Below are 16,088 nucleotides of genomic sequence, written 5' to 3'. Positions count from 1 at the left end.
CGTGGCGGGCGCGGCCCCTACCTGTCCACTTTGTGCCAGTCGTAGGGGACGTCGCCCCCGTGCGGCGGCACGCGGAACTCGTCTGGGTTTTCGTGGTTGTAGGGTTTGTCGGGAATGTTCACCAGGACGGCTTCCTCGGTACCCACACCCTTCAGGCCATGGAGGACGAGGGGCGGAATTTGAACGAGGGCGGGGTTGTGCTCGCCGAGGAAGAATTCACTCACCTCGCCCTTCGTGGGCGAGCCGTCGCGGTTGTCGTAGAGGACGAGCTTCACCATGCCGTGGACACAGGCGAGGTGGTCGGTCTGCCGCTTGTGGTAGTGCCAGCCCTTGACGACGCCCGGATAGACGGTCGTCATGTAGACCTGCCCGAAGCCGGCGAAGATGTCGTCGTCGGCGCGCAGAATCTCCATCAGCCGCCCCCGCTCGTCGGGGATGAGTTTCAAGGGTTTTATGCGAACGCCGTCGATCATGGTTTTTTCTTTCCTTGGGGTTGGTTCATAGGCTTCCATGGTATGCGATGCGGCGCATGATTGCTACACCACCTTGCGCAGCCCGTCGACGATTGAGAGGCGCGAGGCCTGGGCGGCGGGGTAGCCCCCACTCAACAGGCCGACCGCGAGGGCGACCGCGAAGCCCAGGGCGAGCGTAGGGGGCGTCACGTAGAAAACCGGAAACATCATCTCGAACGGGTTGTACAGCCGGTAGAACAGGGACGCCCCGCCGGCTCCAAGGAGGCCGCCCGCGAGCGCGATGCTCACCGCCTCGCCGAGCACCAGCGCGAGAACGCGCCCGCCCCGGAACCCGAGCGTCTTCATGACCGCCACCTCGCTCGTGCGCTCACGGTAGCTCATGGCCATGGTGTTCGCGGCGACCATCAGGATGGCGAACGCCACCGCGAGGCCAGTGTTGCGGAACAGTGCGCGTATGTTGCCCATCATGGATACGAACTCCATCTGAAACGCCTTCTCGGTCTCCGTCTTCGTGGGCGCCGCGGAATTCTCGAACATCCGGTCCACCGCCTCGGTGACGCGCGGGATGTCCTCGGCGGAAGCCACCTTCATCCAGTACGTGCCGATCAAGTCCCCCCATTCCCACGGTGCCATGAGCTCGTCGAAGTATTTGTGGTGGAAGAAGAGCTGATTCTCCTCGATACTCCGGAAGACGCCCCGGAGCTTCAGGTCGAGGTCGACGGGCCAGGCGTCACCCCGGATGTGGATCGAGTCGCCGAGCTTCCAGCCGAACTTGTCGGCGAGTTTTTTCCCGGCAATCGCCGCCGTGCGCTCCTCCGCGAAGGCTTTCCATTGTTCGTCGGGAATCTCGACCTCCGTCCAGATCTCCCGGAACGTCTCGGGGTCCGTGGCGAACTGCGCGAAGAAGTTTTTGGGCTCGATGTAGATGCCGCCGAACCAGGTGAGCGCGCCGACCTGCTCGACGCCGGGCACGGCCTCGATCTTCGCGCGGTGTGCTTCGGGCAGGGTCATAAAAAGGGAGATCTTGTGGCGCGCCACGACGCGCAACTGCCCCTCGCCGTCTTCCCCCGCGAGGTCGAGCATGTCGAGCACCGACTGCATCGTGACGAGGAGAAAGATGGACACGGCGACGGAGAGCACCGTCAGAAGAGTGCGGCGCTTCTGGCGAAGGGCGTTCTTCAAGATGAGCCGTAGCATGGCGAAAGGCCGCAGCCGGCGCCCCGCGGCGAGGATATTTTCCGGTTATTCTTTCTTCTTTCCCGACGCTCTCAGTTTGCCGAAGAAGCGGTTGAGGAAATTTCCTCTCGAAAGAAAGGGAAAGACCGGTGGTTTCCGCACTCCCATATTCGCGATCTCCCGCTTCAGGGGGACCGATTTAGGATCGATGGACTGGGCCTGCGTGAAGGCCTTCATCGCCTCCATGCGGCGGCCCTTGTCGAGGAGGAGGCGGCCCAGGTTCATGTAACAGTCCGGGTAGGCGAACTCCATCCCGCTGGCCTTGAGGCACATGTCCAGTCCCTGTTTGTAGTTTTTCTTTCCGCGCGCCATGCAGAGGCCCCTGTAGGAGAGAATGAGCCCCGGCGTCGGGTATTTCCACTCCTTGTGGCGCTCCTCCTTGTACTGCTCGAAGACCTCGAGAAGCGTGAACGCCGAGTTGTATTCTCCGCTTTCGACGAGAGTCTTGACTCGCTGAAAAATCTGCTCGGGCGGAATCTTGATCGACTGGTCTTCCATGCCGACACCCAGTATAGCATGCGGCACCCTTTTTCTAAACGGGATTCTGTTATTCCGTTAGAGCCGGGAAACTGAGTAACAAATCCTACGGGCAAGGCCCCGTGGCGGGCCAGCCGGGCTGGGCGTTTCTTTCCGCGTCGGTGCTGTCCATGCCGCAGCTCGACTCGCCTGAGGCGTTCGCCGCCGACACCACCACCCACCGATCGCCCGCCCCGAGGGAATAGTTAAGCTGCACCGTCGCGCCTAAATCCACGACGCCCGCCCCCTCCCACAGGCACCCCTGCGAAGGCGTCCCGTACCACGTGCCGATGGCGTTCTCGTAGACGACGTAGCCCGTTTCGTTCGACACGTTCTCGACGATAATTTGGTTGGTGGCTGGGACAAGTAACGCATCAGGTGAACCGACGGCCGAGGGCTCCAACGGCGGGCCCGAACACGCGCACGCGCCCGGGTCGCACTCCACCCCCGTGGGCTCCGTCACGTCGAGCACGCCGCCCGTGAGCGTCGCCGTGCCGCCCGCGTCCTCGCTCAGGCGTATCCGGTACGTGCCAGGCCCCGTGTAGTACGCCGTCACGTCGATCGGCTTCACCGGGTCCGCCGCACCGTAGTTCTTTACGACGTCGGTCCCCGAAGGGCCAATCAGCTCGATTTGCACGTTGTCCGTCGCGTTTCCGGTGTCCACCTCAGTCACGTCAAACGTCGCCCCCGCTGCAATCTCCGCGTTCCCGTTGCCGCAGTTTTCCTCCAGTCGAATCGAATAGGTGCCCGGCACGGTGTAGCAGGCCGGCAAGTCGACCGGCTGCGGATCCCCGGCCCCGAGGAGCTTTACCGGGCACGTCGTCGCGTCCGGCCGCACGATCCACGTGGCCGTGCAATTCGTCAAGTCCGGCTCCCCCTTCTGGTGCGTCAGGGTGTACGAGATGACGGCCGACGCGGCCGACTTGGTCAAGGTGAAGTCCGGCGCGAAAGGCTCCTCGGCGATCGCGCCCTTCGCTTTCGCCTTGGCTCCCGTCGTTCCGACCTCGTTTCCGCCGGGAATCGGCACGTAGGAAAGCACGTACCAAAGCTCGGCGTCCGCGACGGGCGCGGCCAGCGTGAAGTCCGGCGCGAAGTCCGACTCCGCCCAGGTGCCCGTGGCGTTCAACGGGTCGGTAAATTGTGTTCCCACTTCGTTTCCGCCGCCCGTGGCCTGGCCCACCTGCACCGTGAAGGCGGGAACCTGTGAGGGATACGCCCCTTCGTCGGAGGCGATGCCCGTCACGTCGAACGTGACGTCGTTGACGCACACCGCAAGGGAATCCACGGCGAAGGAATACGTGAACTGTTTCGCCCCGCCCGCCGGGATGTTTCCGTACGTGCCCGGGTTCGAGCACACCGCGGCCGATACCACCGATCCTACATTGACGGTCAAATCCGCAACCGTGTTGTTGGCGGTGACGCAGCCGAAATTATGGAGCTGCACCGTCACCTGCCACTCCTCGCCCGGCTCGACGAAGAGGTCGCCGTCGCCGCAGGCCTCCAGGAGCGTCGGGGTAAAACCCGTGTCGTAGGCCACGTACGGCAGGCCACAGCACGCAGGGTTGCATACTGCGGGCGAACCCTCGACGACAACGTTGTCTACACTCCAGTACATCGCAAGCCCGTCCGCTTCATAGTGCCAGCGAACCTCAACGTTAGACGCTCCAGCCGCCTGCGCCGTAATGTCCAGCACTTCCGTCGCGGCGGGAGAGATGATGTCGCCCATATACTGGGCTAGGTTCACCCACGTTCCTCCCGTCTTGCTGCTCCGGACATCCACGTTCGCGAGATCGGTGCCGGCAATATATTCATGGTCAAAGCGGAGTGTGACAACAATCATGCCGGAAGCGTCCATGAGCGGCGTGATGAGCTGCTCGTCCATATCCGTGCCGGTGCATCCGTTATCTACAAGCATATAAGGATCAGGGAATGAATTGCGGGCGCACGGATCGCCGACCGTAAAAGTGTCCCACCACGTCCCGGGTTCGAGGCCATCCACCACCGTCCACGAACCCGGCAGTCCCGAGTTGAAGTTCTCTGAAAGCAGCGTAGAGGGTGCTCCCACGCTGCCCACCAGCACCTGAAACGCCGTGGGGCCGGAGAAGGGACCTTCGAAACTGTCTTCGTACGAGAGATCGAGCGTGAAATCAATAAACGTCCCGCAGGGCACGCCGACGTCCACGATGAACCGAAACGGCGTGGGCGGCGTTCCGGTCGACCCCGCGGAAATGTTGGGAAAGGAAGCGCCGTTGACCGTCAGCACGATACCCGGCGTCGTCGTGGAAAGCACTCCGCTCGCCTCGAAGGCGTCCGCATCCCCCGCGTTTTGCACCGTGACGCTGAGGTCGATGGTCTCCCCGGGGTCCACGACGCCGTCGGCGTTTCCGCAATCGGTGACGGCGTGGCTGTCGTAAATTAGATACGGTGCGCACTTGGGACCGACCGTGGCCGCCGTGTCGTCAACGGTGACGGCGTGGTTGCCGTCGGGTGTTATGACCGCGGCCCCCACCGCCGCCGTCGTGCCCGTCTCGGTTGCTGTAGGATCGCCGTCCACCTCGGTGGTGTCCGCGAGTAACGTGCACGAGGGAGCAATGCCTCCGCTCGCGTCCAGCTTCAAGACCCAGAAATTGGGGCAAGTCGTACACAAACCACAAAAGCAAGTGGGATCTGCGGTCACGGAGAAGGAGTCGGTCGATCCCGCCACGACGTAACCGCCGTCCGTGGTCTGCCGGATCGAGCGGGCTTCCTCCCACGAAAAGCCGCTGTAGATCTTCTGCCACTGGATTGCTCCCAGGTCGCTCAATTTCAAAACCCACGCGGAACCGCCCGGCCCCATATCCGTGTATCCCGCCACGACGTAACCGCCGTCCGTGGTCTGCTGGATGGAGTTGGCTAGTTCCGAATCAGGGCCGCCGTAGGTTTCCTGCCACTGGATTGCTCCCAGGTTGTTCAACCTCAAAACCAACATATCGCCCGCGGTGCCGAAAGAGTAGGTCTGTCCCGCCACGACGAACCAGTCGTCCGAGGTCTGCTGGACGGAGTAGGCTCGATCCAAAGACGCGCCGCCATAAGTTTTCTCCCACTCGATTGCTCCCAGGTCGCTCAATTTCAGAACCCAGATATCCCCGTTGGGCTCGCTGAGGGATTCCGCAACTCCCGCCACGATGAAACCGTAGTCCGAGGTCTGTCGGATCGAGTTGGCTTCCTCTGTGTAAGCGCCGCCGTACGTTTTGTCCCACTCGATCGTTCCGTCGGGATTCAGCTTCAGAACCCAGACATCCCCGTCGGAATCGCCGAAGGATTGCGTATATCCCGCCACGACGTAACCGTCGTCCGCGGTCTGCTGGATGGAGTAGGCTCTATCGTCCGAAGCACCTCCGTAGGTCTTTTCCCAGTCAATTGTTCCGTCGGGATTCAGCTTCAGAACCCAGACATCATAGAAGCTTGCACCAAAGGAAGCCGTAAAACCCGCTACGATAAAACCGCCGTCCGCGGTTTGCTGGATCGAGGTGGGCCAATCGGTGAAAAAACCGCCGTAGGTCTTTTCCCACGTTATATTGCCGAACGCGTCCAATTTCAAGACCCAGAAATCGCCGTTGAAAGTGTCGATGATCTGGCTTGTTCCCGCCACGACGAAGCCGCCGTCCGAGGTCTGCCGGACGGACTGGGCTTCAGCCCAATTGTCATAGCCGTATACGCGCGCCCAGGTCGAGCATGGCGACGTATCTCCCGTGAGCGTAATATCGTAGCCCCGATTATCTCCGAACGTGCCGTCGAACTGTAGCACCTTGATGTGGTACGTCCCGACCGCCGGGGCCGTCCAGCCCGCAATTTTGGAGGCCGAACCGACGCCGCCGTCATCGTCCGAGGTGATAAGTGAGGAGCAATCCGTGTCGTAAAGCTCCAACACCGTGTTGGCGCTCGCGCCGAGGTTCGACGTTTCAATCGTGTACGTCCGCCCCGTGCAGGCGTTGAAGTTTATCCAGTCCGCGGCGTCTTGGCAGAAGTTATGGGATTGGGTGTCGCCGCCGTGCATGATCGTCTTAGAGGAAAAGCACGCGTCATCCTCCTCGTACGCGTCCGGCGTGCACTGGGCGAAGGCAGGGGGGCCTGAAAGAAAACACAGTGCGGCGCCGAGAAGGAGCGGAAAAACCCGCCCTTTCACCCCGGTGCCCGCCACTATGCTAACCCTCAGCATGGCTATGCTCCTAGTATGCTTCCCTCTCCTTTGATAGGCTACGCCTTTCTTATGGAAAAAGTCAAGCTATAAAGCAAGTTCGGGTCCGAGGGCTCGGAAAGATTCCGGGCGGGCTGTAAGCAACCAGCGGCCGCCGCGTGAAATTCCTGCGAACCCATGCTACAATTCGGTGTTATCTCACGGTTCGAATGCGCATGGACGTCGTTCTGCGGAGGAGAAGCAGTAGCGATACATGGCAAAAAAAGCTGAGAAACGGGAAACCTCCAAGAAAGCCGCGACAGGCCGGGGCGGACCGCTGGCGCGCGTCCTTCAGAGCGAGAACGAGCGCCTGCGGGCGCTCCTCGAGACGGCGCACTCGCTCACCTCGACGCTCGCCCTCGACGAGGTGCTCGACCGCGCGATGAGCGCCGCCGAGCGCTTCCTCCGGGCCGAGTCTTCGAGCATCTGGCAGATTGACGAAGCCAAGGGCGAGCTGTACTTTCGCCTGGTCCACCTGAAGACCGCGCCGGCCGACGAGGTCAAGCAGATTCGCCTCAAAATCGGCGAGGGCATCGTCGGCTGGGTCGCCCTCCACGGCGAGCCCGCTATCGTGAACGACGTCCAGAAGGACCCGCGCTGGAGCGCCGCGGTGGACGCGAAGGCCGACTTCGAGACGCGCTCTATCCTCAGCGCTCCCCTTCGCGTGCGCGACCGTCTCGTGGGCGTCATTCAAATGGTTAACAAGATCGGCGCCGATGCCTTCAGCGAGGATGATCTGCGTGACCTTACCGTGCTCGCGGATCTCGTGGCCATCGCCCTGGAGAACGCCCGGCTCTACGAGGAGCAGCGGGAGACGTTCGTGGGCACGGCGACGGCCCTTGCGCTCGCCATCGAGAGCCGTGACAAGTACACCGGGGGGCACACGAAGCGCGTCCTGGATTTCGCCTATGCCGCGGGGCGGCGGTTGGGGCTGGAGGGCGAGGAGCTTGAGAATTTGAAGCTTTCGGCCATCCTCCACGACATCGGGAAAATCGGTATTCCCGACAACGTCCTCAACAAGCCCGGCTCCCTCACCGAGGAGGAGTTCAAGGTCATGAAGCGCCACCCGAAAATCGGCGGCACCATCATGTCGAAGATTCCTTTTTTGGAAAACATCCTCGACGGCATGCGCTACCATCATGAGACGCTCGACGGGAAAGGGTATCCTTACGGCCTTCGGGGCGAGGATATCCCCCTTCAGGCGCGCATCGTGGCCGTGGCCGACGCGTTCGACGCCATGACCTCGAATCGCCCTTACCACGACGGCAGGCCGGTGGCGGAGGCCGTCGCCGAGCTGCGCCGCTGCTCGGGCACCCAGTTCGACGCCGACGCGGTCGAGGCGCTTGCCGCCGCCCTCGAAGCGGGGGAAGTGGACCTTGCGCCCCCCCCCTCTGACGACCCGGGCGAAGCGGACGAGTAGGCCCGGACTTCCGACTTGTCCGAAAAAACCGGCTTTCCGGGGAGAGATATCTGAGGGTTTTTCGGAAAATTCTGGCTATTTTCAGAAAAACCTTGCTTTTTTGGAGAAATGGCATATAGTTATAATTTCAGGGAACGAGGTATGCCATGGGGACAGAGGCCGGAGCAGGGACGCACGAGACCCTCGACGCCATTCTTCGCGGGCGGGTGAAAATCGCCCAGCGCCGCCGCGGCTACCGCTTCACCGTGGACGCGCTGCTTTTGGCCGATTTTATTCGCACGCGCCCCGACGACCGCCTTCTGGACATCGGCACGGGCCACGCCGTAATTCCCCTGATACTTTTCCGGACGCGCTCGTTCCGCCACGTAACGGGCCTCGAGGTGCAGCGGGGGCTTGCCGCTCTCGCCAAACGGAACGCCCGCCTCAACGGCGCGCGTGGGAAGGTGAGCGTAGTCAAGGGGGATGTTCTCGCGTTCCGCGCTTCGCGGCCTTTCGACGCCGTGTTCTCGAACCCGCCCTACCGCGTCGTGGGGCGCGGGCGCCTCGCGCGGGACGAGGAGAAGGCCGTTGCCCGCCACGAGCTTCGGCTGACGCTGCGGGAACTTTTCGGGGCGGCGCGGCGGCTTCTCCGCGAGCGCGGCCGTTTCACGCTCATTCATCTCCCGGAGCGCCGCGCGGAGATGGACACCCTGGCCCGCGAGCTCGATTTCTCGCTCTGGCGCGAGCGCCTCGTCTGCTCCCGCCGGCGGGGACGGCCCGTCTTTGTTCTTCGCGAGTTTCGCTTGCTGGCTCCAAGGCGCAAGCCGATGAGGCGGCCCCCGCTTGTCCTCTTTACCCCAACGGGGAGATACACGCGCGAGGCGCAGAGCATTTTCGCGGGACGAAGGGCCTAGCGGCGCGCCGGGGGCGCAGAAGGCGCCCGAAGCCCTGTAAATTTACACAGCCCCCCCCCTGTACCGCCTGACGCGGCACGTCACTCGCGCCCGCCGCCCCGTCGTGGCATAATGTTTCTCCATGAATGCGCTCCCCCTCATGATCGGCGCGCTGTGCGTCCTCGCCATCGGCTACCGCTACTACAGCGCGTTCTTGGCGGCGAAGGTTGCAGCCCTCGACGACTCGCGCGAAACGCCCGCGCACACCCTGAACGACGGGCAGAATTTCATGCCCATGAACAAGTGGGTGCTTTTCGGGCACCACTTCGCCGCCATCACGGGCGCGGGGCCGCTCATCGGCCCGGTGCTCGCGGCGCAGTTCGGGTATCTGCCGGGGCTGGTGTGGCTCGTCGTGGGCGTGGTGCTCGCGGGGGCGGTGCACGATTTCATCATCATGGCGGCCTCCGTGCGGCGCGGCGGCAGGTCCCTGGCCGAGATCGCCCGCAGCGAGATCAGCCCACTCGCGGGCATCGTCGCGGCGCTCGCCATCCTGTTCATTCTGATTATTGCACTTGCGGGCCTCGGCATGGTGGTCGTGAACGCCCTGCGCGAAAGCTCCTGGGGGACGTTCACCGTCGCCGCCTCCATTCCAATCGCGCTTTTCGTCGGCTGGTACATGACGAGCTTCCGCCCGGGGAAAGTCGTCGAGGCGTCCGCCATCGGAATGTCGGCCCTCCTGGTGTGCGTGTATCTGGGCGGCGAGCTCCGGGAGACGGGCCTTGCCTCCTTCCTCAGTTACGACGCCCACACGCTTACGATCCTCCTCGCTGGCTACGGCTTCATCGCCTCCGTGCTTCCCGTGTGGCTCCTGATGTGCCCGCGCGACTACCTGAGCTCCTATTTGAAGCTCGGCACCATCGCGCTCCTCGTGACCGGGATCCTCGTCGTCAACCCCGAGCTCAAGATGCCCGCGCTCACGGACTTCATCCACGGCGGCGGCCCGATCGTGCCGGGGAAAATTTTCCCCTTCGTCTTCATCACCATCGCCTGCGGCGCCATCTCGGGCTTCCACGCGCTCGTGGGCTCGGGCACGACGCCCAAGATGATCTCCAAGGAGACCCACGTCCGCACCATCGGCTACGGCGCGATGCTCTGCGAGGGCCTCGTGGGCGTCGTCGCCCTGATCGCCACCTGCGCCCTCTACGAAGGCGACTACTTCGCCATCAACCTGACGCCGGAGCAGTGCGTGACCTACGGCTGCGCGGAGGTGGAGCTTCCCGCGCTGAGCGCGGCCGTGGAAACGGACCTGCACGGGCGCACGGGCGGCGCCGTGTCGCTCGCGGTCGGGATGGCGCAGATTTTCTCCGGCATCCCCGGCCTCAGCCACCTCATGAAGTACTGGTACCACTTCGCCATAATGTTCGAGGCGCTCTTCATCCTCACGACGATCGACACCGGGACGCGCATAGCCCGCTACGTGCTTCAGGAATTCGCCGGGAAGCGCTGGAAGAAATTCGGCCGCACCGACTGGCTCCCCGCGAACCTCATCGCCTCGGGCGCGGTCGTCGTGGCGTGGGGCTACTTCATCTGGACGGGCACGGTGCGCACCATCTGGCCGATGTTCGGCATCGCCAACCAGCTGCTCGCCGCCGCGGCGCTCGCCGTCGGCACCACGGTCATCATCAAGGAGGGGCGCGCGCGCTACGCCTGGGTGACGGCTGCGCCCATGGCGTTCGTCGCCGCGACGACGCTCTACGCCGGCTGGCTTTCCATCACGGACAATTTCCTGCCGCTCGCCGAGACCGCTCCGTTCCGCGCGTACCTGAACGTCGCGCTCACGGTGGCGATGATGGCGATGATCCTCATCATCATTGTGGAATCGGCGCGCGTGTGGTGGAGGGAGCTGCAGAAAAGCAAGGGAACATCGGCGGCGTAGCCGGTGACGGTCGACGCCCGGCGGCCTGTGCCGCCGCGTGATTTGACAGGCCGAGCTCTCGCTCCTTATGCTTGTCGTATGTCGAGGTCGAGCATTGTAGACTCGCTTCTGCGGGCGGCGCTTTTTCTGGGCGCCGCCGTGGACGTGGCGCTCGGCCTTCTCATTCTTTTCTTCCCCCGCGCGCTCTCCGTGCTGCTCGACGTGCCGCTTCCCCGGGAGATGGTCTACCTCTGGCTCGCCGGGCTTTTGGCCGTGGGCCTGGGCGCGGCCTACGCCCTCGCGGGCTGCAACCCGGTGCGCTACTTCGGCAACGTGGTCCTGGCCGCCGCGGTGCGCCTTGCGGGCGCCTTTTTCTTTCTCGTCGTCGTGGCCACGGGGTACGCCCCGCGCGTCTTTCTCGCGTTCGCGCTCATGGACGGCGCCTTCGGCCTGGTGCACGCCTTCCACGCGGCGCGGCTTGTCCGCCTCGGCGGGCTTGTCCGTGCCGATGTGTCGCGGGATAAACTTGAGGCGGGCTCGCCCTCTCCGGCGACCGAGCCTCCTGCGCGGCCTTAGTCCTCGAGAAGACCGTGGTGCGCCTCGACCGTCGTTCTGAGGCCGCCGCGCACCATGAAATCCCCCCGCACGAGCGCCCACCGGGGCCTTGCGGCCTTCACGATGTCGCGCAGGATGCAGTTCACGGCGTTTTCGTAGAAAATGCCGAGGTCGCGGTAGGAGAGGAGGTAGTACTTTAGGGACTTCAGCTCGAGGCACCGCGCGTCGGCCGCGTACCGGATGGTGATTTTTCCGAAGTCCGGCAGCCCCGTCTTCGGGCACACCGAGGTGTACTCGAGCGCAGTGATGGTGATCTCGGTGCCCGGAAAGCGGTTCTCCCAGCATTCGATGGGCGGGTGTTTCGCCGAAATGCCCGCCCTGGCGTGCGCCGCCGTGTAGGCGCGGCGGCTCGCGGCCTTCCCTCTTGCGCGGGCGGTCTTTTTGCGCGGCATGGGAAGAGTGTAGCAACCGGGCGGGGAAAGGGTCAAGCCGGGGCGCGCGTCCCGCGCGACGGGGTTTGCAAAAAAAGATATTTTCGCTTCTAATGTCAGTATGGCGGCGGAGAAAATCAAGGCCGTGGGCATGCTCTCGGGCGGCCTCGACAGCACCCTCGCCGCGGCGCTCGTCAAGCGGCAGGGCGTCGAGGTCTTCGGGGTAAATTTTTCCACGGGCTTCTGCGTGGACGACCACAAGCGCGCGGGCATCCGGAACGACGACAGGAAAAAACCCAAGCGCCACGAGGCGCTGCGGGCCGGCTCGGACCTGGAGGTGCCCGTCGAGATTATCGACGTCTCTAAGGAGTACCAGGACGTCGTCACCAGGCCGAAGTACGGCTACGGCTCGGCCATGAACCCCTGCATCGACTGCCGCATCTTCATGTTCCGCCGCGCGAAGCGGTACATGGAGGAGGTGGGGGCGCGGTTTATCTTCACGGGCGAGGTCCTGGGGCAGCGTCCCATGTCGCAGCACCGCCGCGCGCTCGACATAGTCGCGCGCGACTCGGGCCTCGAGGGCTACCTGGTGCGGCCGCTTTCGGCCCGGCTGCTTCCGCCCACGGAGCCCGAAAAGTGCGGATGGCTCGACCGCGAGCAGCTGGGGGACATTTCGGGACGCTCGCGCAACAAGCAGATGGAGATCGCCGAGCGCCTCGGCGTCGCCGACTACCCGCAACCCGCGGGCGGCTGCTGCGCTCTGGTGGACAAAAACTTCGCCCGGAAGCTCGAGGACCTCTGGGAGGCCAAGGGAGAAAAGAGCTACACGACGGAGGAGGCCCTTCTTCTCAAGGTGGGGCGCCACCTGAGGCTCTCGCCGCGCCTGAAGCTCATCGTCGGGCGCGACGAGGGCGAGAGCCGCTTCCTCGAGCGCTACGCCGAGGGGCGCACGCTCCTGCGCCCGGCATCCCGCAAGGGCGCCACGGCGCTCACCGAGGGCGAGCCGGCCGGCGAGGAGGAGATACGCACCCTTGCGTCCATCGTCGCCTTCTACAGCGGCGAGAGGGGCGAGCCGGAGGCTTCCGTCGAGTGCGTCGCAAACGGCGCGTCGCGGACGCTTGAGGTCAAGCCCGCCGAGCTCGCGTGGATCGACACCCTGCGGATCTAGCGGCCGGCGCGACGCTCCTTAGGAAAAATGGGGTAGAAAAATGGTGGGCGCTACAGGGCTCGAACCTGTGACCTCTGCCGTGTGAAGGCAGCGCTCCACCACTGAGCTAAGCGCCCACGAGACGGTCTAAATTTTTTCGATTCTCATGATAGTGCGGCGGCGCTTCCCAGGTCAAGCGCGCGGCGCTCCGCCGAAAAAGGCGCGACGGGGCCGCTTTTCGGCTATCATGTCCCCGCGAGAACATGGCTATAAGACACTACGTTGCGCTGTTCGTTCTCCTCCTGCTCGCGGCGCCGCTCGCCGGGGCGCAGGGGGACGAATCGACCGCGCCCCCGGGCGGCGGGGAAGAAGTGAGGCGCTCGCCCCACGACGAGGAGTTTTCCCAGAGGGAAAAAGAATACGAGGAGCTCATCGAGGAGGTGCGCCGCGCCGCCCCGGAGTACGCGAGCCTGCACTACCCCAGGCCGAGGGGGTACGAGGAAATTTCCGAAATATGCCTCGCCGAGGAGGACGCGGCGCTTTTGGAATACATAGTCGGCGAGAATTTTTCCGCACTCTGGGTGCTCCGGCGGCCCGGTGCGGAAGACGGCAAAGAAGAAGGGAAAGAAAAGGAAGAAGCCGGTCTTTCGGTCTTCGTGCTGGAGCGCGACGAGGTGGTCGAGGCGGCGCGCGCGTTTTACGAAAGTATTTCCGACCCGCTCTCCTCGGATTACAAGGAGCGCGGGCAAGCGCTTTACGAGCTCGTCTTCCGGCCCGCCGAGCCTCTTCTGGAGGGAAAGACCGACCTCTTCATAGTGCCCGACGGCATTCTCACTTATGTTCCCTTCGAGGCCCTCGCGGACGAGCGGGGGCGGTATCTCCTCGACCGCTTCACGATGACCTACGCCCCCTCGGCCTCGGTGCTGGCGGATATTCTTCAAGAGCAGGCCAAGGGACCCGCCGCGGACGCGGGGCGGAAAACCGCCTTCCTGGGCGTGGGCGACCCGGTTTTTTCCGAGTCCGGAAAAAGCACGCAGGAAGAACATGAAAAACAGGAGAAACAGGAAAAACCGGAAGAAGGGGAAGGGGAGGGCGGCGGCGATTCTTTTCCGGACGAGCCGGCGACCTTGCGCGGCCTCTACGAGGAGGAAGGCTACAGCTTCGCGCGCCTTCCCTACACGGGGGTCGAGGTGGAAGCGGTCGCGGAGCTTTTCGGAAGCGGTGAGGAAGACGTACTTCTGCGCGGGCGGGCGCGGGAGGAGGAGATCAAGCGGCGCGACCTCGCGAAGTACGAAATAATTCATTTCGCGACGCACGGCGTCGTGGACGAGGAATTTCCGCCTCGAAGCGGCGTCGTCCTGTCGCTTCCGGGCGGGCCGAGGGCCGGGGAGGACGGCTTCCTTCAAGTGGCCGAGATTTTCAACCTGCGCCTCGACGCCGACCTCGTGACGCTCTCGGCGTGCCGGGCGGGCCTGGGCGAGGATACGGTGCGCGGCGAGGGGCTGGCGGGCCTTACGCGCGCGTTCCTCCACGCGGGCGCCCCGAGCGTGCTCGTCTCGCTCTGGAGCGTCAACGAGCTTACGACGGCGCACCTGATGAAGCAATTTTACACCCGCCTGCGGGAGGGGCAGACGAAAGCCGAGGCGCTCCGCGGGGCGCGCAGCGCCATGGCGGAAAAGAAGATAGACCTCGGGCCCCTCAAGCGCCGCCTGCAGGAACGCGAGGCCGCCGCGGCCAGCGACGGGAAAGCGGACGCGCCCCCCGCAAAGAAGGGCGGCCGGCGCATGGACGCCTCGCATCCCTTCTACTGGGCCGCCTTCGTCCTCGTGGGAAGTCCGGGGTAGCTGAGCGGATGGCCGTTAGCCTTTGGCCGTTGGTGACTCGCCTTCGCGCCCGCCGTCCGCAAGCAGCTTGCTGCGGCGGACAGGTAGCTCATTATGCAAATGCGAAAACGCTGCAGAGGCTTCGGCGGAGCGAGGGCGGAATTTAATTTTCTTTCTTGTCGCTAACTGCTAATCCCCTCCTTGCCTCCGCCCCACTCCGTGGGATAGAATGTTTTTTCATGCTCGAGCGAATCCAGAAAGAACTCAAGGGGGGGATGAAAGCGCGCGACGGGGTGAAGGTCAGCGTCCTCCGGCTGCTTCTTTCGGAGTTTAAGAACGAGAAAATCAAGCTGGGGCGCGACCTGGAGGACGAGGAGGCGCTCGCGCTCGTCAAGCGCGCCGCGAAGAAGCGCGAGGAGGCCGCGCGGGAGTACGAGAAAGGGGGCCGCCCCGAGCTGGCGGAGAAGGAGCGCGGCGAGAAGAAGATTCTCGAAACTTATCTGCCGGCGCAACTCGGCCGCGAGGAGGTCGAGCGCCTCGTCGAGGAAACCATCAAGGAGCTCGGCGCATCTTCTCCGAAGGACCTGGGGCGGGTCATGGGCGCCGTGATGAAGGAGCACCGCGCGGAGGTGGACGGGGCGCTGGTGCGCGAGGTCGCGGCGAAGAAGCTTGAGCCGCCGGGTCAGCCTGAATCGGATCAGCCTGAGTCATGAGTGAATTGCTGAGCCTCCTGCGGCAGGGCGGCGCTGTGGCGTGGTGCGTTGTGGGCGCCCTGCTCGTTCTTTCGGTTTTGTCGTGGGCCGTGATGGGCCTGAAGTGGTTCCAGATGCGCGCCGTCCGCCGCAGCGACGCCAATTACCTCGAAGCCTTCCGGCGCAGCCGGAACCTCAAGGAGGCCCAGCACGTGGCGGGGAACTACCCGCAGGGGACGCTATCGGCGCTCTTCCGGGAGGGCTACGGCGAGCTCTCGAAGCAGTCGTCGCAGCCGCAGCAGCCCGACGCGAGCGGCCGCACGGACGCCCCGCCCGCCGCGTACGTGAACGTCGCGGGCCTCGAGCGCGCGCTTCGCCGGGCGCGGCAGGTCGAGGCCGGGCGGTTAAGGAAGAATCTCGCCGTGCTCGCCACGACGGCGAGCGTCTCGCCGTTCATCGGGCTCTTCGGCACCGTCTGGGGCATCATGAACGCCTTTCGCCAGATCGGCATGCAGGCCTCGGCCAGCCTGGCTGTCGTGGCCCCCGGCATAGCCGAGGCGCTCGTGGCGACCGCCGCGGGCCTCGCGGCGGCCATCCCGGCGGTGCTCGGCTACAACTATTTCAACGCCCGCGCGCGCGAGACTTCTTCTGAGATGGACAATTTCGCCCTGGAGTTCGTGAACCTCGTCGAGAACATCGCCCTCCGCGACGGGACGCTGGTGAAGTGAGGGGCGCCGTGCCTAGCGCCTGGGAGCCGCCGCAGGACCAAGGTGACGCCGAGGACGGCCCTCT

General features: G+C 64.3%; 13 protein-coding genes and 1 tRNA gene. 8 read left to right on the top strand and 6 right to left on the bottom strand.

The window, feature by feature from the left end:
- Positions 1-17: 17 nt before the first annotated feature.
- The 4 genes from JSV08_02700 to JSV08_02685 all read right to left on the bottom strand — a co-directional run bounded on the left by JSV08_02700 (position 18) and on the right by JSV08_02685 (position 6,423).
- On the bottom strand, positions 18-473 hold the full coding sequence (locus JSV08_02700; protein UCF81339.1) for a dTDP-4-dehydrorhamnose 3,5-epimerase family protein: 456 nt from the start codon (positions 471-473) through the stop codon (positions 18-20).
- A gap of 63 nt (positions 474-536) precedes the next feature.
- Positions 537-1,670: an ABC transporter permease gene (locus JSV08_02695; GenBank protein UCF81338.1), complete on the bottom strand. Its 1,134-nt coding sequence runs from the start codon at positions 1,668-1,670 to the stop codon at positions 537-539.
- A 45-nt stretch (positions 1,671-1,715) separates the two neighbouring features.
- The gene (locus JSV08_02690; GenBank protein ID UCF81337.1) at positions 1,716-2,207 is read right to left on the bottom strand and encodes a hypothetical protein; all 492 of its coding nucleotides are present in this window, start codon (positions 2,205-2,207) and stop codon (positions 1,716-1,718) included.
- Between the two features lie 85 nt (positions 2,208-2,292).
- Complete coding sequence (locus tag JSV08_02685) at positions 2,293-6,423, bottom strand: hypothetical protein (protein UCF81336.1); 4,131 nt, start codon at positions 6,421-6,423, stop codon at positions 2,293-2,295.
- A gap of 232 nt (positions 6,424-6,655) precedes the next feature.
- Between JSV08_02685 and JSV08_02680 the strand changes: the two genes are divergently transcribed.
- The 4 genes from JSV08_02680 (at position 6,656) to JSV08_02665 (ending at position 11,224) form a co-directional block, all read left to right on the top strand.
- A complete protein-coding gene (locus JSV08_02680; protein ID UCF81335.1) occupies positions 6,656-7,861 on the top strand; it encodes a GAF domain-containing protein in 1,206 nt (401 codons plus the stop codon).
- Between the two features lie 146 nt (positions 7,862-8,007).
- Positions 8,008-8,754, top strand: coding sequence for a tRNA (adenine(22)-N(1))-methyltransferase TrmK (locus JSV08_02675; GenBank protein UCF81334.1), 747 nt, complete (start codon positions 8,008-8,010; stop codon positions 8,752-8,754).
- A gap of 121 nt (positions 8,755-8,875) precedes the next feature.
- A complete protein-coding gene (locus JSV08_02670) occupies positions 8,876-10,669 on the top strand; it encodes a carbon starvation protein A (GenBank protein UCF81333.1) in 1,794 nt (597 codons plus the stop codon).
- 78 nt (positions 10,670-10,747) lie between these two features.
- Entirely contained in the window at positions 10,748-11,224 is a 477-nt protein-coding gene (locus JSV08_02665) for a hypothetical protein (protein UCF81332.1), read from the top strand.
- Here JSV08_02665 and queF read toward each other — a convergent pair.
- Positions 11,221-11,655 carry an NADPH-dependent 7-cyano-7-deazaguanine reductase QueF gene (gene queF / locus JSV08_02660; GenBank protein UCF81331.1) on the bottom strand — a complete coding sequence of 145 codons (435 nt, stop codon included), beginning with the start codon at positions 11,653-11,655 and terminating at the stop codon, positions 11,221-11,223. The two genes, JSV08_02665 and queF, sit on opposite strands and share 4 nt — an antisense overlap.
- Positions 11,656-11,755: 100 nt before the next feature.
- Between queF and JSV08_02655 the strand changes: the two genes are divergently transcribed.
- Complete coding sequence (locus JSV08_02655; GenBank protein ID UCF81330.1) at positions 11,756-12,802, top strand: hypothetical protein; 1,047 nt, start codon at positions 11,756-11,758, stop codon at positions 12,800-12,802.
- A gap of 41 nt (positions 12,803-12,843) precedes the next feature.
- Here the strand turns inward: JSV08_02655 and JSV08_02650 are convergent.
- A tRNA-Val gene (locus JSV08_02650) sits at positions 12,844-12,918 on the bottom strand.
- Between the two features lie 126 nt (positions 12,919-13,044).
- Between JSV08_02650 and JSV08_02645 the strand changes: the two genes are divergently transcribed.
- The 3 genes from JSV08_02645 (at position 13,045) to JSV08_02635 (ending at position 16,024) form a co-directional block, all read left to right on the top strand.
- Positions 13,045-14,625 carry a CHAT domain-containing protein gene (locus JSV08_02645; protein UCF81329.1) on the top strand — a complete coding sequence of 527 codons (1,581 nt, stop codon included), beginning with the start codon at positions 13,045-13,047 and terminating at the stop codon, positions 14,623-14,625.
- Between the two features lie 218 nt (positions 14,626-14,843).
- Positions 14,844-15,317: a GatB/YqeY domain-containing protein gene (locus JSV08_02640; protein UCF81328.1), complete on the top strand. Its 474-nt coding sequence runs from the start codon at positions 14,844-14,846 to the stop codon at positions 15,315-15,317.
- Entirely contained in the window at positions 15,314-16,024 is a 711-nt protein-coding gene (locus JSV08_02635) for a MotA/TolQ/ExbB proton channel family protein (GenBank protein ID UCF81327.1), read from the top strand. The genes JSV08_02640 and JSV08_02635 overlap by 4 nt, the downstream gene beginning before the upstream one ends.
- Positions 16,025-16,088 lie beyond the last annotated feature (64 nt).

Source organism: Acidobacteriota bacterium (assembly GCA_020349885.1).
GTDB lineage: Bacteria > Acidobacteriota.
The sequence above is the reverse complement of the archived record's forward strand: the minus strand, read 5'-3'. Positions and strand labels throughout refer to the sequence as shown.